Below are 23,573 nucleotides of genomic sequence, written 5' to 3'. Positions count from 1 at the left end.
TGGACGACAGCGGAGGGGGGCCGCCGTGGCCGAGGCGCGCACGGACGAGGAACCGGCGGATCTCACCGCCGCGGAACGGCGCATGTGGGAGGCGTTCCGCACGGGAAGCGTCTGCGATCTCAGCGCCCGCGCCGCCGACCGGGACGATCCGCACGCCGAGTACGTCTGGGGGCCCGAGCGCAGCGTCCGCGCCCGGGTGGTCGCCCGGCTGCTGCTGCACGGGCCGCCGCCGGTGCCGGGCCGGGTGGCCTCCCTCAAGCTGCGCGGGGTGCGGATCAGCGGGCGGCTGGAACTGTCCGGTGGCGCGGTGGCCCCGTACGTGGAGCTCCAGTCCTGTCGCTTCGACAGCGAGATCCAGCTGTCGGAGGCCCGCTTCGGCACGCTGCGGATGGTCAACTGCGCGATACCGCGGCTGGAGGCCTCCCGGCTGCACACCGAGGGCGATCTGCACCTGCCGCGCTGCCGGGTGGCGCGCGGGATCCGGCTCACCGACGCGCAGATCGGCACCGATCTGCTGATCAGCCAGGCCGTGGTGCAGCGGGACAGCAAGGGGCGGGCGATCGCCGCGGACGGGATGTCCGTCGCGCAGGACTTCCAGGGCGAGCTGCTGGAGACGTACGGCGAGGTGAGCCTGCGCGGCGCCAAGGTCGGCGTGTCGATGAACCTGCGCGGTGCCCGCCTGGGCAATCCGTACGGGCGCTTCGCGCTGAACGCCCCCCAGCTGACCGTCGAGCGGACCCTGTACCTGACCTCGATCGCGCTGGACTACGCGGCGTACGGGGGCTCCTCCACTCCCCCGTACGGGCTGGGGCCGACGCCCACCCGCGGCCGGCTGGCCCAGCACTTCGAGTGCCGGGGCGGGCTGCGGCTGGACGACGGCCGCTTCGGCGACGCCATCGACTTCTACGGGGCGCGCTTCGTGCTCACCCCCGAGCAGGAGATATCCCTGCGCCGGATCCAGACCCCCGAGTTCCGTTTCGTCGGCGAGCGGCCGCAGGAGGGCCGGGTGGTGGTGTCCGGGGCCAAGGTGGTCAAGCTCGTCGACACCTCCACGAGCTGGCCGGGCCCCGGCGGGCTGTCCATCGAGGGGTTCGTCTACGAGAACCTCGCGCCCCGGGGCCACTTCCCGCTCTCCCGCCGCCTGGAGTGGGTGGAGGCGGCCACTCCCGAGTACTCGCCGGAGCCGTACGAGCGGCTGGCCGCCGTACTGCGGGCCAGCGGCGAGGACCAGGACGCCCGTGAGGTGCTGCTGGCCAAGCAGCGGCGGCGCCGGGCCACGCTGCCGCCCGCCCCGAAGGCGTGGGGCTACCTCCAGGACTGGACGGTGGTCTACGGCTACCGCCCGGGCCGGGCCGCCCTGTGGATGGCGGTGCTGTGGGCGGCGGGGGCGCTGCTGTTCTCCCAGCTCGACCCGCCGGCGATCAAGGAGGACGAGCATCCGCAGTGGAGCGCCGCCCTGTACGCGCTGGACCTGCTGCTGCCGGTCATCGACCTCGGTCAGCAGGGGCAGTGGAAGCTGGAGGGCGGCTGGCAGTGGGGGGCGGCGGGCCTGGTCATCATGGGCTGGATCCTGGCCACGACGGTGGCGGCGGGAGCCTCCCGGCTGCTGCGGCGGGGGTGAGCGCGGTGGGGTGAGCGCGGTGGGGTCGTCCGGTGGGTCGCGCAGATGCCGCCGTCCGCCCCTCAAACGCCGGACACCCTCGGTGGCCCGGGCGATTACCCTGTGCCTCGTGACCACCGTTCGCCTGCCCCTCTTCCCGCTGAACTCGGTGCTGTTCCCGGGACTCGTCCTCCCGCTGAACATCTTCGAGGAGCGTTATCGCGCCATGATGCGCGAGCTGCTGAGGACGGGCGAGGACGAGCCGCGCCGTTTCGCGGTCGTCGCGATCCGCGACGGCCGGGAGGTCGCGCCGACCGCGCCCGGCCTGCCGGACCAGACGGCCCTGCCCGAGCGGGGCCCGGCCGCGGGCTTCGGCCCCGACCCGATCCAGGCCTTCCACCGGGTCGGCTGCATCGCCGACGCGGCGACCGTCCGGGAGCGCGAGGACGGCAGCTTCGAGGTCCTGGCGACCGGCACGACGCGGGTCCGCCTGGTGTCGGTGGACGCCTCGGGCCCCTTCCTGACGGCGGAGCTGGAAGAGCTTCCGGAGGATGCGGGCGACGGCGCGGGCGTGCTGGCCGAGGGCGTGCTGCGGGCCTTCCGCAACTACCAGAAGCGGCTGGCCGGCGCCCGCGAGCGGTCGCTGACCGGCGCGGAGCTCCCCGACGAGCCCTCGGTGGTCTCCTACCTGGTGGCAGCGGCGGCGGTGCTGGACATCCCGGCGAAGCAGCGGCTGCTCCAGGCCCCGGACACCGCGACCCGGCTGGCGGAGGAGCTGAAGCTGCTGCGCACGGAGACGGCGGTGATCCGCCACCTCCCGTCACTGCCGGCGGTGGACCTGACCCGTGCCCCGACGAGCCCGAACTGAGCGCACACCGATGGCGAAGAAGTCCAAGCAGGCAGCAGGCACCCCGGCGATCGTCGCCCTGACGGCGGCGGGCGTCGCGTTCACCACGCACGCCTACGAGCACGACCCGGCGCACCCCTCGTACGGCGAGGAGGCGGCCCAGGCGCTCGGCGTCTCGCCCGCCCAGGTCTTCAAGACGCTCGTCGCGGACGTGGACGGGGTCCTGACGGTGGCGGTGGTGCCGGTGTCGGGGTCGCTGGACCTCAAGGCCCTGGCGACGGCGGTGGGCGGCAAGCGGGCGGCGATGGCCGACCCGGCCCTGGCGGAGCGCACGACGGGCTACGTCCGCGGCGGCATCTCCCCGCTGGGCCAGCGCAAGCGGCTGCGCACGGTGATCGACGCCTCGGCCGCGGCCCACCCCACGATCTGCTGCTCGGCGGGCCGCCGCGGCCTGGAGGTCGAGCTCTCCCCGTCGGACCTGACCACCCTCACCTCGGCCACCCTGGCCCCGATCGCCCGTCAGGGTTAGCCTCGCCGGCGTGTGAGGCGCGGGGTCCGGGGCGGGGCGAGCCCCGCGCTCCGCGCAGCGGCCCACCCGTACCCCCGGGGAGGGTCAGGCGCGCGGGGTTTCCGGCGCCGAGGGCGCGGAGTCGGCGGGCGGCGCCTGGTAGTACCCGGTCCAGCCGTACACGGGCGCGGGATCCGGATCCCGCGGCGTCCACAGCGCGGTCAGTGCCAGGTGCAGCAGCACGGCCGTCATCGGCCACGCGAGCAGTGCCCCGTGGGCGAGCAGCTCCAGCGGCGCGTCGAAGGGCACCCCCTTGCCCGCCCGGTTCGCCGCGGCGACCAGGTCGGACGACGGTCCCAGCCACAGCCCGAACCGCCACCCCACCAGCGCGGCGAAGACGGATCCGGCCCCGAGCCCGATGACCAGCGGCACACCGCCGGCCCGGCGCCACAGGAACGTGCCGACGGCGCTGAGCGCGCCCAGGCCGAGCGACAGCAGGAAGAAGGTGCCGTCGGAGGCGATCCGCGCCTCGCTCTCGCTGTTGCGCAGGAACACGGCCTCCCCGTTGGAGACGTACTGCACCCGCGGGGCCAGCCACGCCCACAGCAGGCCGAGGAGCAGCCCGGCGGCCCCGACGAGCAGGGCGACGACGGCCCCGTCCCGGATGTCCTCCGGGGTGATCGCCCCGGTGGCGGCACCCGGCTTCTCGGGCGGGAGCGGCGGCGGGTCGAGGGGGGACGGCGGGGTCACGGCTTCGGTCACCCCCACATCGTGCCAGGTGTGCCCGCAAGCGGCGTCGGCGGACCGCGTCAGCGGACGGCCGCCCGGCGGTACGCCCAGGTCGCGACGGCCAGCGAGAGGACCCCCACCGCCCCGCACACGCCCAGGTCGAGGGCGACGGCGGCCCAGTCGGGCCGGGGGGCGAAGGTACGGGCGAACGCCTCGACCCCGTACGTGGACGGCAGCAGGTCCCGGGCCCACACAATGACGTCCGGCATCCGCTCCGGCGGCAGCACCCCGAGCAGCAGGGCCGCCGACATGCCGAGCTGTCCTGCGAGGGTGGCCAGCTCCTGCCGCGGGGCCAGCAGCCCGAGCGCCGCGCCGAGCCCGGCCAGCGCGGCCCCGGCCAGCGGTACCACCGCGGCCAGGATCCACAGCCCGCTCATCGGCAGCCCGAACAGCAGGCACCCGACGACCGCGGTGACCAGGGTCCCCGGCAGCGTGAAGGAGGCGTACGCGGCGGCCGCGCCCAGTACGACCGAGGCGGGCGGCACCGGCAGGGTGGCGTAGTGGTCGAGTCCGCCGCCGGCCCGCAGCTGCCCGAAGTACTGGGCGAGCAGGTTCAGCGCGACGAAGGCGACGACGAGCACCGAGGAGCCGGCGACGACGGCGCGGGCCTCGGAGCCCCCGTCGACCACGCCCCGCATCAGGATCATGATCCCGACGGACTGGAAGGTGGCGACGAACAGCAGCGGGATCCGTGCCACCCGGGCCCGGGACAGCTGGGCCCGGTACACGGCGGCCAGGGAGGGGAAGAACCGCGCGCCGGGCGCCAGCGGCGCGGGCTGCGGTGCCTGTGCACGGCTGCCCGCTGCCTCCGCCGGGGCGGCGGCAGCGGCGGATGACGGCACGGGCTCGGGCGCGAGCACGGCCCGGACGGCCCCCGTCGAACGGTCGCTCACGACTTCACCAGCCCTTTCGTCCTGCCGCCGAGGGCCAGGTACACGTCTTCCAGGCTGGGGGTGGCCAGGGTGAAGTCGTCGAGCGCGGCGAAGGCCGGGCTCCCGGTGACCGAGGCCACCGCCGCCCTCGCCTCGTCCGGCGCCAGCCGGAGCACCCAGCGGCGCCCTGACTCGACCGCCCGGGCGCGCAGCCGGGCGACCTCGGGGACCTCCAACGGGGCGCCCTCGCGCCAGACCAGCTCCAGCCGGACCTCGTCCGCGACGGTGGCCTTCAGGCCGGCCGGGGTGTCGCAGGCGATGACCTTGCCCTGGTCGATGACGGCGACCCGGTCCAGGACGGTCTCGGCCTCGATGACGTTGTGGGTGACCAGCAGGACCGTGGCGCCGTGCTGTGCGCGGCGCCGGTCGACCGCGGACCAGACCGCCCGCCGGGCGACCGGGTCCATACCGGTGGTGGGCTCGTCGAGGACCAGCACGGGCCGCTCCCCCACCAGCGCGGCGGCGAAGCAGGCGAGGCGGCGCTGGCCGCCGGAAAGCTTCTTCAGGGGCCGTCCGGCGATCGCGGTCAGTCCGAGTTCGTCCAGTACGGCGTCGCGCGCGGCGCGGGCCGCGCGGAGGTCGAGCCCGCGCAGCCGTCCGGTGGTCTCGGCGGCGAGCGACACCGTGAGCTCGTCCAGGGCGGTGGATTCCTGCCCCAGGTAGGCGAGGAGCCGGGCGGCGCGGTCGGGGTGGCCCACGATGTCGTGGCCGAGCAGGGTGACCGAGCCGGAGTCCGGCCGCATCAGGCCGGTGAGCTGGCGGACCAGCGTGGACTTGCCGGCGCCGTTGGGGCCGAGCAGGCCGAAGACCTCGCCGCGCCGGACGTCCAGGGAGATCCCGTCGTTGGCGCGGGTCTCGGGCAGGGCGGGGGCCCCGCGCCGGCCGCGTACCGCGGGATAGGTCTTGACGAGGTCACGCACCGCGCAGATGACGTCCGGCGCCGCTCCCGCGGCCGCCGCCGTGCCTTCTTGCGCCTGTGCTGTGCCCGTACTCACGAGGGAGCAGCCTACGGGGTTCCCGCCCCTACTCGGCCGTCGGGGTCGGCGGGGCGGCGTGGTCGCCGGGGCCGGCTCCGGGTGCCGAGGCCGGTACGGCGGCCACGTGTTCGGCGGCGGCGCGGACGTCGATCTCGCGCCAGAACCCGGCGCGGATGGCGTACCGGTCGTGTTCGTCGATCTGGTCGTCCTTGTGCGCGAGCAGCCCGAACCGGGCCGCGTAGCGCAGCAGTTCGCCGTCGATCCGGTGCGGGATCCGCGGGTACATCGTGGCCAGCTTCTGCAGGTGGACGGTCTCCGGGAGGCGTTCCATCCAGCGCCGGGCGAACACCTGTCCCACCTCGAACGGGTCGCCGCCGACGGTGGTGATGTCCTCCTCCCGGTCCGCCCAGCGCTGTTCGGCGCTGGTGAGCTGGGCGAGGGTGGGCAGCGAGGCGGTCTCGGCGGGCTCGCCCAGCGGTCCGGCCCGGTCGATCCAGCCCTTGTCGGAGGACCAGCGCAGGGCGCTGGCGGGGGCGTGGGCGCCGGTCGGCCCGTTCTGCGGGGCGCTCTGCTGGCCGGGGGCGCGCAGGGAGCCGGCCAGGTCCTTGGGCGTGGGGACCGGTTTGCCGCCGGGCGTGGCGGGCGCCGGTACGGAGACCCCGTCTCGGTCCGGTTCCCCGGTGGCGGCGGTGCCGTTGCGGGCGGCCTCGGCGAGCGCCGCCTCGGGCAGCGGGGCCGAGAGGATGGCGGCGATGTCGGGGCGCGGTGCGGGCGGCGGGGAGCACAGTCCGGTGAGGTCCTTGGCGCGGACGGCGCGGGTGATCCAGGCCCGGTCCAGGACGCGGCGTTCGTCGGCCTCGGCGACGAGGTCCTCGGACTGGTTGTAGTCCCCGTCGGCGGCCTGGACGGCCCACAGGTGGACGGCGACCCCGTGTTCCTTGGCGGACATCAGGCCGGGCAGCAGGTCGCCGTCGCCGGTGACGAGGACCACGTCGGAGCAGGCGCGGTTGCGGGCGAGCTCGGTGAGCTCGGCGTGCATGGCGGCGTCGACGCCCTTCTGCGCCCAGCGCCCGTCGCTGCGGGTCAGGGCGCCCAGGCGGACGGTGACGCGGGGCATGACGCGCAGCCGCCGGTGTTCGGGCTGGGGCACCCGGTCGGGTGCGCCGTCGAACCAGTAGATGCGCAGCAGGGGCTGTTCGGTGTCGGCCTCGGCCCGCTCGCGCAGGCCCTGGATGAGGGCGGCATGGTCGATGGTGATCCGGGAGCGGGAGGGCTCCCCGGCGAGAAGGCTGGCGGCGGCACCCAGCAGGTACCCGGCGTCCACCAGGACGACGCAGCGGTCCACGCGTTCCACCCTCTTCCCTGGGGGTCCTCTGTGCTTTTCGGCGGGTTCCCCGAGTCTGCCCGACCTCAAGGGTGTTGAAGGCCGGAACTCGATCATCGGCGTGGCGGATCTCACTGCGGGCGGGGTGCGAGGCTCCGGCTACGCGCAGTAATGATCCAAAATGCGCGGTTTCTGGCCCTGTGTGAGTGTGAAGGCGGTCCTGGCCCCTAGACCCTCACGGAGGTTCCACCATGGCCAAGAACAAGAATCAGAAGCAGCCCGCCAAGCAGCAGCCCCGGTCGCAGGATCCGACCAAGGGCACCTCGGAGACCGAGTCGATGCCCTCCTCCTCGGCGCCGAGCCCGATGGACATGGCGCACAAGCGCAAGGAAAAGAAGTTCGGCCACAACTGACGGCCGTGTCCCCAGTACGCGGAAGGGCCCGCCCGGTGTCACCGGGCGGGCCCTTCCGCGTACGGCCGGGGTCGTGCCCGGGTTGCTATCCGGCCAGGCAGGACGGCCCGAGCAGTACCTTGAGGTCGCCGAAGAGGGCGGGGTCGGGCTGTACGCGGTGCTTGTCGAGGCGGAGCACGGTGGTGGTCCGCGGCCCCTGGAGCTTGATCCGCACCTCGGTGTTGCCCTTGTGGTGGCGCAGGATCTCGCCCAGACGGGTCACCATCGGCGGCGTGACCTTGACGGTGGGGATGGTGAGGACCACCGGGGCGTTGGTGCCGGCCGAGGAGAGGTCGGGGACCATCATCTCCATGGCGACCAGGCGGGGGACGTCCTCGCGCTTGTCGAGGCGGCCCTTGACGAAGACGACGGTGTCCTCGACCAGCTGGGTGGAGACGAGCTGGTAGGTCGCCGGGAAGAACATGCATTCGATGGAGCCGGCGAGGTCCTCGACGGTGGCGATGGCCCACGCGTTGCCCTGCTTGGTCATCTTGCGCTGGAGGCCCGAGATGATGCCGCCGATGGTGACGACCGCGCCGTCGCCGTGCTCGCCGCCGGTCAGCTGGGAGATTCCGGCGTCCGTCTTGTCGGACAGCACGTGCTCCAGGCCGAACAGCGGGTGGTCGGAGACGTAGAGGCCGAGCATCTCGCGCTCCTGGGCGAGCAGGTAGGACTTCTCCCACTCGACGTCGGAGAACTCCACGTCGAGCCCGAAGCCGGGCTCGTCGCTCGCGTTCTCGTCACCCATTCCGCCGAACAGGTCGAACTGCCCCTCGGCCTCCTTGCGCTTGACCGCGACCACGTTGTCGATCATCGACTCGTGGTGCGCGACCAGCCCCTTGCGGGTGTGGCCCATCTCGTCGTACGCGCCGGCCTTGATCAGCGACTCGACCGTGCGCTTGTTGCAGACGACGGCCTCGACCTTGTCCAGGAAGTCGGGGAAGGAGGAGAACTTCCCCTTGGCCTTCCTGGTCCTGATGATCGACTCCACGACGTTCGTGCCGACGTTGCGCACCGCGGTGAGGCCGAAGAGGATCACGTCGTCGCCCTGGGCCGCGAAGTTCGGCTCGGACTCGTTCACGTTCGGCGGCAGGACCTTGATGCCCATCCTGCGGCACTCGTTCAGGTAGATCGCGGACTTGTCCTTGTCGTCCTTGACCGAGGTGAGCAGGCCGGCCATGTACTCGGCCGGGAAGTTCGCCTTGAGGTAGGCGGTCCAGTAGGAGACCAGGCCGTACGCGGCCGAGTGGGCCTTGTTGAAGGCGTAGCCGGCGAAGGGGACCAGCACGTCCCACAGGGCCTTGATCGCCTGGTCGCTGAAGCCCTTCTTCTTGGCGCCCTCCTCGAAGATGACGAAGTTCTTCGCCAGCTCCTCGGGCTTCTTCTTGCCCATCACGCGGCGCAGGATGTCGGCCTCGCCGAGCGAGTACCCGGCGATGATCTGGGCGGCCTTCTGGACCTGCTCCTGGTAGACGATCAGGCCGTAGGTGACCGCGAGGACCTCTTCGAGCGGTCCCTCCAGCTCCGGGTGGATCGGGGTGATCTCCTGCTGCTTGTTCTTGCGCAGGGCGTAGTTCGTGTGCGAGTTCATGCCCATCGGGCCCGGCCGGTACAGGGCCGAGACGGCGGAGATGTCCTCGAAGTTGTCGGGCTTCATCAGGCGCAGCAGGGAGCGCATGGGCCCGCCGTCGAACTGGAAGACGCCGAGGGTGTCACCGCGGCCGAGCAGTTCGAAGGTCTTGGGGTCGTCGAGCGGGAGGGCCAGGAGGTCGATGTCGATCCCCTTGTTGGCCTTCACCATCTTGACGGCGTCGTCCATGATCGTGAGGTTGCGCAGGCCGAGGAAGTCCATCTTCAGCAGGCCGAGCGACTCGCAGCTCGGGTAGTCCCACTGGGTGATGGTGACGCCGTCGGTGTGCCGCACCCAGACGGGCACGTGGTCGGTGATCGTCTCGCTGGACATGATCACGCCGGCGGCGTGCACGCCCATCTGGCGGACCAGGCCCTCGACGCCGCGGGCGGTGTCGATGACCTTCTTGACGTCCGGCTCGTTCTCGTACATCGAGCGGATCTCGCCCGCTTCGCTGTAGCGGGGGTGCGAGGGGTCGAGGATGCCGGAGAGCGGGATGCCCTTGCCGAGGACGTCGGCGGGCATGGCCTTGGTGAGGCGGTCGCCCATGGCGTACGGGTAGCCCAGGACGCGGGCCGAGTCCTTGATCGCGTTCTTGGCCTTGATGGTGCCGTAGGTGCCGATCATGGCGACCTTGTCGGCGCCGTACTTCTCGGTCACATACCGGATCACCTCGACGCGCCGACGCTCGTCGAAGTCGATGTCGACATCGGGCATGGAAACGCGCTCGGGGTTCAGGAAGCGCTCGAAGATCAGGCCGTGCGTGAGCGGGTCGAGGTCGGTGATGCCCATGGCGTAGGCGACGATCGAACCGGCCGCGGAGCCTCGGCCCGGGCCCACCGCGATGCCCTGGTTCTTGGCCCACATGATGAAGTCGGCGACCACGAGGAAGTAGCCGGGGAAGCCCATCGAGATGATCGTGTCCATCTCGTACTCGGCCTGCTTCATCCGGTCCTCCGGGATGCCTCCCGGGTAGCGGCGGTGCATGCCGCGCATGGTCTCCTCGCGGAACCAGCTGACCTCGGTGTGGCCCTCCGGGATGTCGAACTTCGGCATCAGGTTCCGGAACTTGAACATGCCCTCGGTGTCGATCTGGTCCGCGACCAGCCGGGTGTTGGCGCAGCCCTCCTGCCAGGCGTCCGAGGAGTCGATCGCGTACATCTCGTCGGTCGACTTCAGGTAGTAGCCGGTGCCGTCGAAGCGGAAGCGGTCCGGGTCCGAGAGGTTCTTGCCGGTCTGGATGCACAGCAGGGCGTCGTGGGCGCCGGCCTCGCTCGCGTACGTGTAGTGCGAGTCGTTCGTCACCAGCGGCGGGATGCCGAGCTTCTTGCCGATCTCCAGCAGCCCGTCGCGGACCCGGCGCTCGATCTCGATGCCGTGGTCCATCAGCTCCAGGAAGTAGCGTCCCTCGCCGAAGATGTCCTTGTAGTCGGAGGCAGCCTGCACGGCCTCGTCGAACTGGCCGAGGCGCAGCCTGGTCTGCACCTCGCCCGACGGGCAGCCGGTGGAGGCGATCAGGCCCTCGGACCACTTGGAGATGGTCTCCTTGTCCATCCGCGGCCACTTCGTGAGCCAGCCCTCGGCGTACGCGTCGGAGGACAGCCGGAAGATGTTGTGCAGGCCGGTGGCGTTCGACGCCCAGATGGTCTTGTGGGTGTAACCACCGGAACCGGAGACGTCGTCCCGCTTCTGGTGCGGCTGGCCCCACTGGATGCGCCGCTTGTTGCGCCGGGACTCGGGGGCGACGTACGCCTCGATGCCGATGATCGGCGTGATGCCGGCCTTCTGCGCGGTGTGGAAGAAGTCATAGGCGCCGTGCAGATTGCCGTGGTCGGACATGGCGATGTGCGTCATGCCCATCTCGTTGCACGCGTTGAACATGTCCTTCAGCCGCGCGGCACCGTCCAGCAGCGAGTACTGGGTGTGGACGTGCAGGTGCGTGAACGGCGGCTTTGTCACGGCGCGGGTCCTCCGGGGGGCGAGGTGAGGGGGCAGCTTCGAATCCTACGTCGGCCGGGTGACAGATCACGGGCACTGACCGGTACGGTCGGGCGTTGCAGAACCAGGAGGGCCGATCCGACGTCCAGTCGGTCGGAACCTGAAACAGCCCGTGCACCAGGAGGCACCCGCCATGGCGGTCCCCGAGACGACCGACGAGCAGCGCGCCGAGCAGATCCTCGACGTCTTCGACACCGCGTTCGGTGAGCTCCTCGCCGCCGACCCCGCTGCCTTCCAGGTCAAGTTCCGCAAGATGGCGGCCTCGGCCTTCGCCTTCTACCGGGGCACCGCCTGCCTCTTCTACTCCGACCTGGAGCGGGACCGGCACGGCGGCCCGTACCTGGACGAGCGGACGGGCCGGGTGTGGATCCACGGCGACCTGCACGCCGAGAACTTCGGCACGTACATGGACTCCAACGGCCGGCTGATCTTCAATGTCAACGACTTCGACGAGGCCTACGTCGGCCCCTTCACCTGGGACCTGAAGCGGTTCGCCGCCTCGGTCGCCCTGATCGGCTACACCAAGGCGCTCAGCGACGACCAGATAAGCGAGCTGGTGCGGATCTACGCCGGTGCCTACCGGGAGCGGATCCACCGGCTGGCTGCTGGGGCGAAGCACGAGGAGGTGCCCTCCTTCACGCTGGACACCGCCGAGGGCCCGCTGCTGGGCGCGCTGCGCTCGGCCCGCTCCCGGACCCGCTTCTCCCTGCTGGACTCGATGACGGAGATAAGGGACTACGAGCGCCGCTTCTCCTCCGGCGGGGGCTCCATCGAGCTGGACGCCGCCACCCGCTACAAGGTGCTGGCCGCCTTCGACGGGTACCTGGAGACCCTGCCCGACGAATCCCTGGTCCGGCCCGACTCCTACCGGGTCAAGGACGTGGTGGGGCGCCGGGGCATCGGGATCGGCTCGGCGGGCCTGCCCTCCTACAACATCCTGCTGGAGGGGCACAGCGATGCCCTGGAGAACGACGTGGTGATCTACCTCAAGCAGGCGCAGACCCCGGCGGCCTCCCGGCACATCACCGACCGGGCGGTGCGGGAGTACTTCCAGCACGAGGGGCACCGTACGGTCATTTCCCAGCGCGCCCTTCAGGCGCACGCCGACCCGTGGCTGGGCTGGACGGAGCTGGACGGGGCGGGTCAGCTGGTGGCGGAGGTCTCCCCGTACGCGGTGGACCTGGACTGGTCGGACCTCGACGACCCGGAGGAGATCGCGGCGGTCGTCGCGGACCTGGGCCGGGCGACCGCGACCATGCACGGGGCCGCCGACGCGGACGAGAGCGGGCAGACGCTGGTCCCGTTCTCCACCGAGCGTGCCATCGACGCGGCGATCGCGGCCGACGAGGAGGGTTTCGCGGAGCTGCTCGTGGACTTCGCCCACGCGTACGGGGCCCGGGCGCGCGCCGACCACCAGATCTTCGTGGACCTGTTCCGTAACGGGCGTCTCACTCCCTGAACGCCTGTTCCACAGGAACGCGTGGCAGACTCGCCGGGATGGACATTTCCGGGACGGGACTCAGAGGGCTGCGGGCCGCGCTGTTCAGCGCGCTCGTCGTGCTGCTCTCGTCCGGTTCGCACGTCCTGATGTCCCAGGTCCCGCTGCCGCCGGCGCTGGTGGCCGGGGCCTTCGCGGGTGTGTTCGCGATCGCCTACGCGCTCGCGGGCCGCGAGCGGGGCTTCGCCCCGATCGCCGGGCTGCTCGTACCGCTGGAGCTGGCGGCCGACACCGTCTTCACCACCGGGCAGCACCTCTGCTACGGCCCGGCCGGCGGCCCCGTCGCGGGGCCGCTGCGCGCCATGGGCCTGGACGCCCTGTGCGGCGGCACGCCGGTGGGCGGGCCGCTGGCCGAAGTGACCGGGCCGGCCGACGCGGCCGCGCTGCTGTCCTCGCCCGGGCCGTACACCCCCTGGCTGCTGCTCGGCGGCCACGTCTCGGTCGGACTGCTGGCCGCCGCCTGGCTGCGCCACGGCGAGCGGGCGCTGGGCCGGCTGCTGCGGGCGGTGGCCGCGTTCGCGTTCCGGCCGCTGCTGCTGGCCGTGGCCTCGGTCGCGGTGGCCTGCGGTCCGGCCGCGGCCCTGCTGCGGTCGGTCCTGCCGGGCGCCGGGGCCCGTACGCGCTTCCCGGCGCACTCCGTGGGACGGCGGGGACCCCCCGTGCTCGGCGCGCTCGCCCGCGCCTGACGCACGTACGGCAGTCCCTTTCGCACGTCACATTTCACGGAGATCATGATGAGTTCACGCAACAGCCAGGCGAACAAGGCAGCGGCCCGCGAGCGGCTGCGCGCCGAGCGCGAGGCCCAGGCCAAGAAGGACAAGGTGCGCCGCCAGGTGCTCGTCGGCGGCGGGGTCGTGGCCCTGCTCGCGCTCGCCGGCGTCATCGCCTACGGGGTCATGAAGGCCAACGAGCCCGACCAGTGGGAGAAGGCCGCCAAGGCCGAGCTGGTCAAGCCGAAGAACACCACGGGCGAGGACGGCACCACGGTCGTCGTCGGCAAGGCCGACGCGAAGAAGACCCTGGAACTGTACGAGGACTCGCGCTGCCCGGCCTGCGCCTCCTTCGAGCAGGCGGCCGGTGCGCAGGTCAAGAAGGACGTGGACGAGGGCAAGTACAAGCTCCAGTACTTCGGCGCCACCTTCATCGACAACGCCGTCAAGGGCGAGGGTTCGAAGAACGCGCTGAGCGCCCTGGGCGCGGCGCTGAACGTCGGCCCGGAGGCCTTCCTGGAGTACAAGGCGGCGCTCTACTCCAAGGAGCTGCACCCGGAGGAGACCGTCGACAGCTTCGCCAAGGACGACTACCTGCTGAAGGTCGCGGACACGGTCCCGGCCCTCAAGGGCAACGCCGAGTTCAAGAAGGCCGTCGAGGACGGTACGTACGACCGGTGGGCGCTGGAGATGTCGAAGGTCTTCGACAAGTCCGGGGTGAAGGGCACGCCGACCCTGAAGATGGACGGCAAGAAGATCGAGACTCCGCAGACGGCGGAGCAGTTCACGGCGGCGATCGACAAGGCCCTGCAGGGCTGATCCCGGATCGTCCGGGAAGCGCTTTCCGGACATACCGCTTCAACGGGCGGGCGGACGCCCAGAGTTCGCCCGCCCGTTGCATTCCGACACTGTTCCCAGGGGTGTACCCGTCGGTAATGTGATGGTCCGTGACCAGTCAACTCCCCTCTTCCCGGGCCGCGGCAACTCCTCGTCGCCGTACGGTCGTTCTCGCCGCGGCGGCCACGGCCGCGCTGGCCCCCCTCACCTCGCTGGGCGCCTCGGCCGCCCACGCGGCGGGCACCGCGCCCGCCTTCCTGCACGGCGTCGCCTCGGGCGACCCGCTGCCCGACGGGGTCCTGCTGTGGACCCGCGTCACCCCCACCCCCGAGGCCGTACCCGGTTCCGGGCTCGGCCCGGCCACCCAGGTGGGCTGGGAGGTGGCCTCCGACAAGGCCTTCTCCCAGGTGGTCGCCTCCGGCGCCGTCACGGCGAGCGCCGCGGCCGACCACACGGTCAAGGTGGACGTGCGGGGGCTCCAGCCGCAGACCCCGTACTGGTACCGGTTCACCGCCGGCGGTACCGTCTCCCCCGCCGGACGCACCCTGACCACCCCGGCCCACGAGACGACGACCGCGGGGGTCCGCTTCGGCGTGGTCTCCTGCGCCAACTGGGAGGCCGGCTACTTCTCCGCCTACCGCCACCTGGCCGCCCGCACGGACCTGCACGCGATCCTGCACCTGGGCGACTACATATACGAGTACCAGTCCGGCGGGTACCCGGAGGCGAAGTACGCCGTGCGCCAGCACGAGCCGAAGCACGAGATCGTCTCGCTCGCCGACTACCGCACCCGCCACGGCAAGTACAAGACGGACGCCGACCTCCAGGCCCTGCACCAGGCGCACCCGGTCATCGCCATCTGGGACGACCACGAGTTCGCCAACGACGCCTGGAACGGCGGCGCCGAGAACCACACCCCGGGGGCCGAGGGCGAGTGGGCGGCCCGCGCGGCCGCCGCCAAGCAGGCGTACTTCGAGTGGATGCCCGTACGCGCGTCCGTGGCCGGGACCTGCTACCGGAGGCTGCGCTTCGGCACCCTGGCCGACCTGCACCTGCTGGACCTGCGCTCCTTCCGCTCGCAGCAGGCCAAGGTGGGCAGCGGCTCGGTGGACGACCCGGAGCGCACCATCACCGGGCGGGCCCAGCTGGACTGGCTCAAGTCGGGCCTCGCGGGCTCGCCGGCGACGTGGAAGCTGGTCGGCACCTCGGTGATGATCTCGCCGGTGGCCTTCGGCTCGCTGCCCGCGCACCTGCTGAAGCCCCTGACCAAGCTGCTGGGCCTGCCCGAGGGGGGCATTGCGGCCAACGTGGACCAGTGGGACGGCTACACGGACGACCGCAAGGAGCTGCTGGGCCACCTGAAGGACCGGGGCGTCAAGAACACCGTGTTCCTGACCGGCGACATCCACATGGCCTGGGCGAACGAGGTCCCGATGAACATGGCCACGTACCCGGGCTCGGGGACGGCGGCGACCGAGTTCGTCGTCACCTCGGTGACCTCCGACAACCTGGACGACATCCTGCACGTCCTGCCGGACACCCTCTCGCTGGTCGCCGAGTCGGCCATCAAGGCCGCCAACTGGCACGTGAAGTGGCTCGACATGGACGCGCACGGCTACGGCGTGCTGGACGTGACGGCGGAGCGCTCGCAGATGGACTACTACGCGGTGTCCGACAAGCGGCAGCCCGGCGCCACATCCGCATGGACCCGGTCGTACCGGACGCTGAACGGGACCCAGAAGGTGGAGCGGGCCTACCAGCCGGTTCACTGACCCACCGTCAAATCTTCTGTCACATGGGGCGCCTGGTGCAGACCAGGCGCCCCATGCGCATCAGAAGCAACAAATCTTTTACGTAAGCCACTTGACCTGAATATGTCATGAACACATAAGCTTCCCGCCAGCTGAAGGAGATCCTTCAGGCCACCACCCCCCACAACCCCCCACGCGAGGAGCACACGTGCGCGCAGTTGCCCGCATATCCCCCCTTCTCCGCCGCCGCCTGATGGGCACGGCAGTCCTGGCCGGAACCCTGGCGTTCACCCCGCTCGCCGCCACCCCCACCACGCTCGCCGCCGCCTCGTCCCCCGCCGAGGTCTGCGCCGACCAGCCCGCCGCCGCGGGCGGCGCGAACGCCCGCGTCGCCCGTGCCCACGACGAGCACGCGGACGAGCCCAACGCGATCACCGACGCGCAGGCGAAGGCCATGGACGCCGAGCTCAGAGCGAAGCTCGACAAGGCCCTCAAGAACCAGCCGCAGCGCAGCCTCGCCGCCGCCGAGGCCGTGGTGAACATCCCCGTGTACTTCCACGTCGTGCACTCCGGCTCCACCGGAAAGCTGACGGCCACGGACGTCGGCAAGCAGCTCGCGGTCCTCAACGCGGCCTACGGCGGCCAGGGCACCGGCAACGTCAACACGAACTTCCAGTTCACGCTGGCGTCGACCGACTACACGGACAACGCGTCCTGGTACAACCTGGCCTCCGGCTCCCAGGCCGAGAAGGACATGAAGAACACCCTGCGCAAGGGCGGCCCGGGCGCGCTCAACTTCTACACCGCCAAGCTCTCCGGCGGCCTGCTGGGCTGGGCCACCTTCCCGACCTCCTACGCCTCCAGCCCCAAGATGGACGGCGTGGTCGTGCTCGACAGCTCGCTGCCGGGCGGCTCCTCGGCCAACTACAACGAGGGCGACACCGCCACGCACGAGGTCGGCCACTGGCTGGGGCTCTACCACACCTTCCAGGGCGGCTGTAACGGCAACGGCGACTACGTCTCCGACACGCCGGCCGAGAAGAGCGCCGCGTACGAGTGCCCGACCGGGCGCGACAGCTGCGCCAGCAAGCCGGGCGCGGACCCGATCCGCAACTTCATGGACTACACGTACGACTCCTGCATGTACCAGTTCACCGCCGGCCAGGTCGCTCGCATGTCGAGCAGCTGGACCGCCTACCGGGCGGGCTGACCCCCGGTGCACGAGGGCCCGGTCCGGCATCCGCCGGACCGGGCCCTCCGCATTCCGTGCTTCGCGCTGTTCCGCGCGCCTACAGGCTGTCGAGGAAGCCGATCGCGACCTTCCAGAGCTGCTCGGCCGCCTCGGCGTCGTAGTCCTCCAGCTCCGGGTCGGTGAACAGGTGGCCGGCACCCGGGTAGCTGTGGACCTCGACGTCGGCCCCCGCCCGCTGCATCCGCAGGTACCAGGCCGTCAACCAGTCGTGCGGCTCGAAGGGGTCGGGGTCCGCGATGTGCAGCTGCACCGGCAGCTCGTCCACCGAGGCGCCGTCCTCCAGGTCCGCCGTCCCGTGCAGGAGCAGCAGCCCGCGCGCCTTCTCGTCGGCCATCGCCAGGTGCTGGGCGACCGAACCGCCGAAGGAGAAGCCCGCGTAGACGAGGCCCTGGTCCGAAAACGGGGCGGAGGCCAGCACCGCGCGCTTCAGCAGTTCGTCACGGCCGATCTCGTCCCGGTGGGCCATGCCCTCCTCGACGGTCCCGAAAGTGCGTCCCTCGAAGAGATCCGGCACCTGGACCTGGTGCCCGGCCGCGCGCAGCCGGTCGGCCGCCGCGTGCACCGCGGGCCGCAGCCCGTACGTCGAATGGAAAAGCATGATGTTCATGCCTCCATCGTGCCAGCTACGTTCATCCCCATGGAGATGGAGAACGTCCTGCGCCCCGTGACCGTCATCGGCGGCGCCCTGGTCGCCACCCTGATCGCGGGCTGGCTGCTCGACCTGCTGCTGCGCCGGGCCGACGCCCGGCACCCCGAGACCCCGCTGTGGGGCCTGCTGCGCCGCTGCCGGCTGCCCTTCCAGGTCGTCCTGTGCACCTCGCTGCTCAGAGCCTCCTACCGGCGGGCGGGCATCCTGCCCGACCATCCCGTCGGCGTCGGCCGGTTCCTCACCCTGGTCCTGATCGCCTCCGCGGCCTGGCTGGCGGTGCGCATCGCGACGGCCGCGGTCGACTCGACGTACGCGCGCTACGCGGCGGTGACCGAGGACGATGCCCGGGTGCGCCGGGTCCGCACCCAGGTCACGCTGATCCAGCGGGTGGTCACGGCGGTGGTGGTCGTGGTCGCCGTGGCGGCGATGCTGCTGACCTTCCCGCCGATGCGCACGGTCGGCGCCTCCCTGCTGGCCTCGGCCGGCGTCCTCGGCATCGTGGCGGGCATCGCCGCCCAGGCCTCGCTGAGCAACCTGTTCGCCGGCCTCCAGATCGCCCTCGGCGACACCGTCCGCATCGGCGACACGGTGGTGGTCGACAAGGAGTGGGGCCGGGTCGAGGAGATCACCCTGACCTTCCTGACGGTCCGCACGTGGGACGAGCGGCGCATCACGATGCCGGTCTCGTACTTCACCGGCAAGCCCTACGAGAACTGGTCGCGCGGCGGCGCGCAGATGACCGGCACGGTCTTCTGGCACCTGGACCACAGCGCCCCCCTCGACCGGATGCGGGAGCACCTCCAGGACATCCTGAAGGAGATCCCGGAGTGGGACGGCCGCGGCGGCGGGCTGGCCGTGACGGACACCACACCGCACACGGTCCAGGTCCGGGCGGTGGTCACGGCGAAGGACGCGGACGACCTCTGGACGCTGCGCTGCGCGGTGCGCGAACGCATGATCACCTGGCTGGTGGCCGAGCACCCCCACGCCCTCCCCCACATCGCCACCGCCCCGGCCGCCCCGGCCGCCCCGGCCGCACCGGCGCCGTAGACCGTGTTCTGGATGAGCTCGTTCCCTCGTCCCGTGCCGTGATGGGCTCGGGCTCCGGGAGCTGAGGGCCCGTGCGCGGGAGGCGTGCCCGGGAGACTGCTGAAGGGTGCTGGTTCAGCCGCCGGCCGGATAGCTGAACAGGCGGTTGTCGTCGAGCACGAGCCCGACGCATTCGTTGACGAGAAGCGGTGCGACCTCCGGCTTGGTGGGCCTATCGGCGCCGGACCGCGCGTCCAGAACGACAGGGCCGCCTGCTCCACGGCCATAGACACGTCCGTGCCACACCGCGGTCACTGTCGGGGGAGTCCGGCCCTGATCGCCGTCCTTGAGCTCCCACAGCAACGCGCCGGTGGCCGCGTCCACGGCCACGACTGCGAAACCGTGCGTGCACACCAGGGTCTGGCTGCGGTCATGGGTGCAGCTCATCGCGCTCATCCCCGGCGGCATGGCGGCCCGGACCTTGCCGCCGGCCACGTCCAGCAGTTGGTCGCCCTTGCCGGCTGCTTGCGTGCCCGCGAGCCGGACCGTTCCGGGTCCGGCCCCGTTCATGATCGGGGCGTACGTCTTCTCGCCACGCCACTTCTCGGTGCCGGTGGCAAGATCGACCCCCACAGGGGCAGAAGTCAGGGGCTCGACGTGGAACAGGCCCACCGCCATGCCCGCACCGACCTGGACGGCTTCCAGCCCGGGCTGCGTCCATCGCAGGGCGTGGGACGCGGTGTCGATGCCGTACGACACGGCGTCGTCGCCGGCCTTCACGGTGACGACCGCTGTGCCGTCCTCCACGCCGACGGCGGCGACACGCACCTTGGCGGAGGTCTGGAGCGCCCACTCGGGCAGCTTGACGGTCGTCCGCCAGGCGGCCTTGTACGGGGGCGCCGTGCTCACCGCGACGAGCTCGATCATCGCGCCCGCGGTGTGGGTGCCGGAGGCGGGCATCGTCAGCAGGAAGGGCACCACGACTTCGTTGCCGGCCAGGACCGGCGGCAGGACGAGCCCGTCGGTGTCCTGACGCAGGACCTCTCCGCCGGCGGTCTCCCCGCCCACGGTACGGCCGTCGGCAAGGTCGATGACCTGGACGCCGGTGGGCGAGACAAGGAAGGCCCGGGCGCCGTGGAGGAGGACCGGCAGGTCTTCGCCGCCGCCCCGGACCTGCCCGGCCAGGTTGGTCCGCCCCTTCGTGGCCGTCTCCGGCAGGAGAATCCGACCGCGTGCATCGAACCACTGCGGGGGGTCGTGCGGCGTCAGGGTCCGCTTCGCCGGCGCCGAGGGCGTTGCGGCCGGCGGGGAGGAGCTGCTGTTCGACTTCGCGTCGCCGGCGGCCGGACCGCATCCGGCGAGCAGGCCGACGGTCAGGGACAAGGCGAGCGCCAATGGCCGCACAGGAGCACGCACAGGTACCTCACTCGGAGACGGGCAGACGGGGAAAGATCATGTCGGAGAATACGCGCTGCCCGGAGACGGGTTGCGGCCTCGCCCCAGAGCGGAGTCACGGGGCGGGCTGCGGTGGTCCTTCCGCTGCTGGGCCGCAGGCAGCCACATCGGGACGGGGCTCATGCTCCGGGCGCGCAGGTGCAGACCGAAGTCGTTGCTCAGCACTCGGGTCTGCACGCCGAGCTGGTCGAGTTCGGCAGCACACATAAGGATCTCCATGTCCGGGGCATGCGCACCTCCAAGGTGGCGTCCCCCCGCACGCCCACACTCTGGCCGGGGCCGGTGGTTGAGCGCGTTGGTGTCGTAGACGATCGCCACGCCGGGCCGCTCCGGATCCACAGCTGGTCCTGGTTGTCGTGGAGATTCCGCCGCTTCCCCAGGGCCGCCACCTGGATTGCTCCGCCGCGTGTACACCGAGGTCGGCGACGGGGGGTCGGGCCGGAAGGCGGCCTTGCGTCGCTGACACCGCGCCGTGTTCCGCACTGGCCCGTGCCGGACTGGCATTGCGCGACGACCATCCGCGCCAAGCGGGCAGGGTGGGGGCCGCCAGCGTCGTAGTGCACCCGCAGGGCGCGAACCACTCGACAACCACTCCACGACCCACCGCGTCGTCGCGCCTATTGCTGCTCGTAGGCCTCTGCAAGAATGTCCGTCAACGCACGGGTGATCTCCGCCCGCAGGGGCTCGTGCTGTGGGCCCAGGCGGTGTTCCGAGGAGGTCCGCTCGTCTCCGTAGCGCCACACCGGACCGTGGAGAAGGCGCGGCGGCTCCCAGTCGTAGCGCGGGTGGATGTGACCGTGGAGATGCTCCCAGGAGTTTCCCAGCACCTCGTAGTTCAGCCGGCGGAAGGCTTTGTCCCGCTTGCCGCACGCGGTCTCGACCGCCTCGCCGAGGAGGGAGAGGTCGAGCAGGAAGCGAGCCCGCTCGTCGCGGGGCAGATCCGTCAGGTGATTGGCGACACCCGCGTACAGCAATAGGCAGTATCCGGGAAGGTGCTGGGTGTCGCCGATCACGGCCCAGCCGGTCCGCATACGGGCCAGCACCGTGGGGTTCTCGCCTCGCTCGGCCGCAGCCGTCCGGTCTTCTTTCCAATGTTCCATGTCCCCATGGATACCAGGTCAGATGGCCAGGAAAATCGGGAGAGGTGTCAGATCGCTGGCATAGGCTTCATGCCATGCTGAAGATCATCGGAAGTATCGGAGACGTGGCAGAGGGACAGGCAGGCCTGGTCACCGAGCAGCAGGCCGCTGCCGTCGGGGGTACCGCCGCCATCCTGCAAGAGCTGCTGGACTCCCGCGTGATCGAGCCCGTCGTGCCCGGAGTCGTCCGACTGCGCGGCGGGGCGCGCCCGGCGTTCCCGCGGTTGTACGCCCAGTGGCTGCTGCTGGACCCTGATCGGGCGGCGTGGGACCGCGAGCTGCCGGCAGCGGGCGTGGTCTCCCACACGGCCGCCGTCCGGGTCTACGGGGTGGGGAACCTGCCGGGGCCCGCAGCGGAGTTCACCGTGCCGCTGGACCACATCGGGGCGCCGAGCGAGGGCGTCCGGTTGCATCTTGCCGGCCTGGAACCGGACGAGTACCGCGAGGTGGCGGGGCTGCCGGTAACTGCGCCAGGGCGCACCCTCGCCGACATTGCTGTCGAGGGGAGCACGGACTTGGAGGGTCTCGGGCGGATCGCCACCAACTTCCTGGCCCGCGGTCTGGCAACCCGGAGTGAGCTTGCGCAGGCTCTGGAGCGAGGGGCGCAACCGACGAACGAGCTTGGCATCGGCGCTGAGCAGCTCTCGGCCTTGCTGCAGAGCGTGGACGGTGTAGAGAGCGCTGCACCACTGGAGGGCCGCGCAGATGGCTGACTTCGGAGAACTGGAGACGGCCGAACATCTCGATGGGACGTTCCGCGAGGCGTTCCCACAGTGGCGGGACTTCCGGCAGACGGTGGCGGACCGCGCCCGTTACCCGGAGTTCGACGAACAGCGGGCGCTGCAGCAGGTGCTGATGTCGGACCTGGCCCACCGGATCACGGCCGACCAGGACCTGGGCTGGTTGCTGATCGGCTCGCTGGCACTGCCCGCCCGTCCTGCGGGCAACGACTGGCCTGCCGACTTCGGCGTGCCTGGCGTCACGGACATTCCGCAGCAGTACCTCATGCCGCGAAGCGCTTTCGACCTCGACCTGTGCGCGAGCGCGGTCACCGACCCGAACCCGGACCGCGCAGCCCAGCTGTACCGGACCGCGGTCGAGGGCGCGGTCCGCCGCGTCGCGGCGCCCCCGGACCACGCCGGGACGGCGCACGGGATCGGGCTGGGCGGCTTGGTCCGCTACACCGTCGATGACTTGAACGTCTTCCCCAACGGGCAGGTTATGGGCATCGTGACCGCCCAGCCGGTCGACCCGCGGTTCGGGCCCCGCCACACGCCTGTGGTGGACGACCCCATCCCCATCGAAGTCGACATCAAGCCGCCGGCCAAGGTCACCATCACGGGAGGTCCCGACGCTGCCCAGCGCCCGATCACCGCATTGGACCTGCCCGGCTTCTCTCCGTTCCAGCCACTGCTGAACCCCGCCGTCAACCAACTGGCCGACAAGCTCGTGCTGCTGACCGGCAAGCCCCGCGGCCTGCGGGAGGCCCCGGCCGGGCCGTGGCACCGCTACAAGGACGTCTTTGACGCCTACTTCATGCTCCAGACCTGCCAGATCGACGCTGACCACATGCGCGAGGCGGTGAATGGCAACTGGAATCTGGGCCCGATGGGCATGGATCGCGTCCCCGACCCTTACCGCTTCTACGGGCAGGACGCCACTGGCTCGGGCCCGGTGGTGCCGTGGAAGCAGGGACTGGACGGGCTCCGTGGCGGCTCCCCGCAACTGCATCAGTACCCCGACTGGGACCAGATCCGAGAGAAGCTCGGCGCGTTCATGGACAGCCTGCCCACGGCCCCCTCAGGCAGCATCTGGACGCCGGGGCAGGGCTGGGCAGTGCAGCACTCGCGGTCGGCTGCCGAAGCGGCTCAGCAGGACCGGGCACCCAGAATCTCCGCCAGTGCCGCCCGTTCACGCTCCACCACCACACCGGACGGCCCACGGCGCAAGCCGCCCACCGCCCCCGGAACCGCACCTGGAGTTCCGGGAACGACGCCGCCACGACAGCAGCGCGGCCGCGGCCGGTGATGAGGGTGCGGTGCGCCCCGGCAACGGCGGCCCCACAGCAGCAACGCGGCCGGCCCGGAACGCTGACCGCTGAGTGGCCCGCTCACGGAGCGGGCGGGCCACTCGTTCCGGCGCGCCGCTCAATCAGGGCGGTGGCCGATGCCAGCGCGAGGCGACTCAGCTGTCTTT

General features: G+C 71.5%; 20 protein-coding genes. 12 read left to right on the top strand and 8 right to left on the bottom strand.

Translation table 11 applies throughout. The features are described 5' to 3' along the window. The first annotated feature begins 25 nt into the window (after window positions 1-25). The 3 genes from B6R96_RS25840 (at window position 26) to ybaK (ending at window position 2,976) form a co-directional block, all read left to right on the top strand. Window positions 26-1,621 carry an oxidoreductase gene (locus B6R96_RS25840; protein ID WP_081523774.1) on the top strand — a complete coding sequence of 532 codons (1,596 nt, stop codon included), beginning with the start codon at window positions 26-28 and terminating at the stop codon, window positions 1,619-1,621. Window positions 1,622-1,730: 109 nt separating this feature from the next. Then, window positions 1,731-2,468 (top strand): LON peptidase substrate-binding domain-containing protein, encoded by a 738-nt coding sequence (locus B6R96_RS25835; protein ID WP_081525258.1) that lies wholly within the window; start codon window positions 1,731-1,733, stop codon window positions 2,466-2,468. A gap of 10 nt (window positions 2,469-2,478) precedes the next feature. Further along, window positions 2,479-2,976, top strand: coding sequence for a Cys-tRNA(Pro) deacylase (gene ybaK, locus B6R96_RS25830; RefSeq protein ID WP_030385551.1), 498 nt, complete (start codon window positions 2,479-2,481; stop codon window positions 2,974-2,976). An 84-nt stretch (window positions 2,977-3,060) separates the two neighbouring features. On the opposite strand, the gene B6R96_RS25825 is transcribed toward ybaK, so the two are convergent. From B6R96_RS25825 to B6R96_RS25810, 4 genes are all read right to left on the bottom strand, one after another. Continuing rightward, window positions 3,061-3,717, bottom strand: a complete 657-nt coding sequence (locus tag B6R96_RS25825; protein ID WP_081523773.1) for a hypothetical protein — start codon at window positions 3,715-3,717, stop codon at window positions 3,061-3,063. Between the two features lie 47 nt (window positions 3,718-3,764). Then, window positions 3,765-4,511 (bottom strand): ABC transporter permease, encoded by a 747-nt coding sequence (locus B6R96_RS25820; protein WP_234437706.1) that lies wholly within the window; start codon window positions 4,509-4,511, stop codon window positions 3,765-3,767. Between the two features lie 122 nt (window positions 4,512-4,633). Further along, on the bottom strand, window positions 4,634-5,671 hold the full coding sequence (locus B6R96_RS25815; RefSeq protein ID WP_081523771.1) for an ABC transporter ATP-binding protein: 1,038 nt from the start codon (window positions 5,669-5,671) through the stop codon (window positions 4,634-4,636). A 28-nt stretch (window positions 5,672-5,699) separates the two neighbouring features. Continuing rightward, window positions 5,700-7,007 (bottom strand): NYN domain-containing protein, encoded by a 1,308-nt coding sequence (locus B6R96_RS25810; RefSeq protein ID WP_237291525.1) that lies wholly within the window; start codon window positions 7,005-7,007, stop codon window positions 5,700-5,702. A gap of 221 nt (window positions 7,008-7,228) precedes the next feature. Between B6R96_RS25810 and B6R96_RS37745 the strand changes: the two genes are divergently transcribed. Then, window positions 7,229-7,390, top strand: coding sequence for a hypothetical protein (locus B6R96_RS37745; RefSeq protein ID WP_184791978.1), 162 nt, complete (start codon window positions 7,229-7,231; stop codon window positions 7,388-7,390). An 85-nt stretch (window positions 7,391-7,475) separates the two neighbouring features. On the opposite strand, the gene dnaE is transcribed toward B6R96_RS37745, so the two are convergent. Next, window positions 7,476-11,018: a DNA polymerase III subunit alpha gene (gene dnaE, locus B6R96_RS25805; RefSeq protein WP_081523770.1), complete on the bottom strand. Its 3,543-nt coding sequence runs from the start codon at window positions 11,016-11,018 to the stop codon at window positions 7,476-7,478. A gap of 172 nt (window positions 11,019-11,190) precedes the next feature. On the opposite strand from dnaE, the gene B6R96_RS25800 reads away from it, so the two are divergent. The 5 genes from B6R96_RS25800 to B6R96_RS25780 all read left to right on the top strand — a co-directional run bounded on the left by B6R96_RS25800 (window position 11,191) and on the right by B6R96_RS25780 (window position 17,063). After that, entirely contained in the window at window positions 11,191-12,516 is a 1,326-nt protein-coding gene (locus B6R96_RS25800) for a DUF2252 domain-containing protein (RefSeq protein ID WP_030385557.1), read from the top strand. Between the two features lie 38 nt (window positions 12,517-12,554). After that, window positions 12,555-13,241 (top strand): hypothetical protein, encoded by a 687-nt coding sequence (locus tag B6R96_RS25795; protein ID WP_081523769.1) that lies wholly within the window; start codon window positions 12,555-12,557, stop codon window positions 13,239-13,241. A 48-nt stretch (window positions 13,242-13,289) separates the two neighbouring features. Further along, entirely contained in the window at window positions 13,290-14,084 is a 795-nt protein-coding gene (locus tag B6R96_RS25790) for a DsbA family protein (protein WP_030385559.1), read from the top strand. Window positions 14,085-14,212: 128 nt separating this feature from the next. Then, window positions 14,213-15,874: an alkaline phosphatase D family protein gene (locus B6R96_RS25785; RefSeq protein ID WP_081523768.1), complete on the top strand. Its 1,662-nt coding sequence runs from the start codon at window positions 14,213-14,215 to the stop codon at window positions 15,872-15,874. 232 nt (window positions 15,875-16,106) lie between these two features. Next, window positions 16,107-17,063, top strand: coding sequence for a zinc metalloprotease (locus tag B6R96_RS25780; RefSeq protein ID WP_053169050.1), 957 nt, complete (start codon window positions 16,107-16,109; stop codon window positions 17,061-17,063). Window positions 17,064-17,142: 79 nt separating this feature from the next. Here the strand turns inward: B6R96_RS25780 and B6R96_RS25775 are convergent, their stop codons facing one another. Beyond that, window positions 17,143-17,712, bottom strand: coding sequence for a dienelactone hydrolase family protein (locus B6R96_RS25775; RefSeq protein ID WP_030385562.1), 570 nt, complete (start codon window positions 17,710-17,712; stop codon window positions 17,143-17,145). Between the two features lie 36 nt (window positions 17,713-17,748). Between B6R96_RS25775 and B6R96_RS25770 the strand changes: the two genes are divergently transcribed. Beyond that, window positions 17,749-18,804 carry a mechanosensitive ion channel family protein gene (locus B6R96_RS25770; RefSeq protein WP_081523767.1) on the top strand — a complete coding sequence of 352 codons (1,056 nt, stop codon included), beginning with the start codon at window positions 17,749-17,751 and terminating at the stop codon, window positions 18,802-18,804. A 114-nt stretch (window positions 18,805-18,918) separates the two neighbouring features. Here the strand turns inward: B6R96_RS25770 and B6R96_RS25765 are convergent, their stop codons facing one another. After that, the gene (locus tag B6R96_RS25765; RefSeq protein WP_203351658.1) at window positions 18,919-20,166 is read right to left on the bottom strand and encodes a hypothetical protein; all 1,248 of its coding nucleotides are present in this window, start codon (window positions 20,164-20,166) and stop codon (window positions 18,919-18,921) included. 689 nt (window positions 20,167-20,855) lie between these two features. Next, window positions 20,856-21,338 carry an HIT family protein gene (locus B6R96_RS25760; RefSeq protein ID WP_081523765.1) on the bottom strand — a complete coding sequence of 161 codons (483 nt, stop codon included), beginning with the start codon at window positions 21,336-21,338 and terminating at the stop codon, window positions 20,856-20,858. 74 nt (window positions 21,339-21,412) lie between these two features. Here B6R96_RS25760 and B6R96_RS37350 point away from each other — a divergent pair, with 74 nt between their 5' ends. Further along, window positions 21,413-22,090, top strand: a complete 678-nt coding sequence (locus B6R96_RS37350; protein ID WP_159396364.1) for a hypothetical protein — start codon at window positions 21,413-21,415, stop codon at window positions 22,088-22,090. Further along, window positions 22,083-23,405 carry a hypothetical protein gene (locus B6R96_RS25750; protein ID WP_081523763.1) on the top strand — a complete coding sequence of 441 codons (1,323 nt, stop codon included), beginning with the start codon at window positions 22,083-22,085 and terminating at the stop codon, window positions 23,403-23,405. The genes B6R96_RS37350 and B6R96_RS25750 overlap by 8 nt, the downstream gene beginning before the upstream one ends. The last annotated feature ends 168 nt before the right edge of the window (window positions 23,406-23,573 follow it).

The organism is Streptomyces sp. Sge12 (assembly GCF_002080455.1).
Taxonomy (GTDB): Bacteria; Actinomycetota; Actinomycetes; order Streptomycetales; family Streptomycetaceae; genus Streptomyces.
The sequence above is the reverse complement of the archived record's forward strand: the minus strand, read 5'-3'. Positions and strand labels throughout refer to the sequence as shown.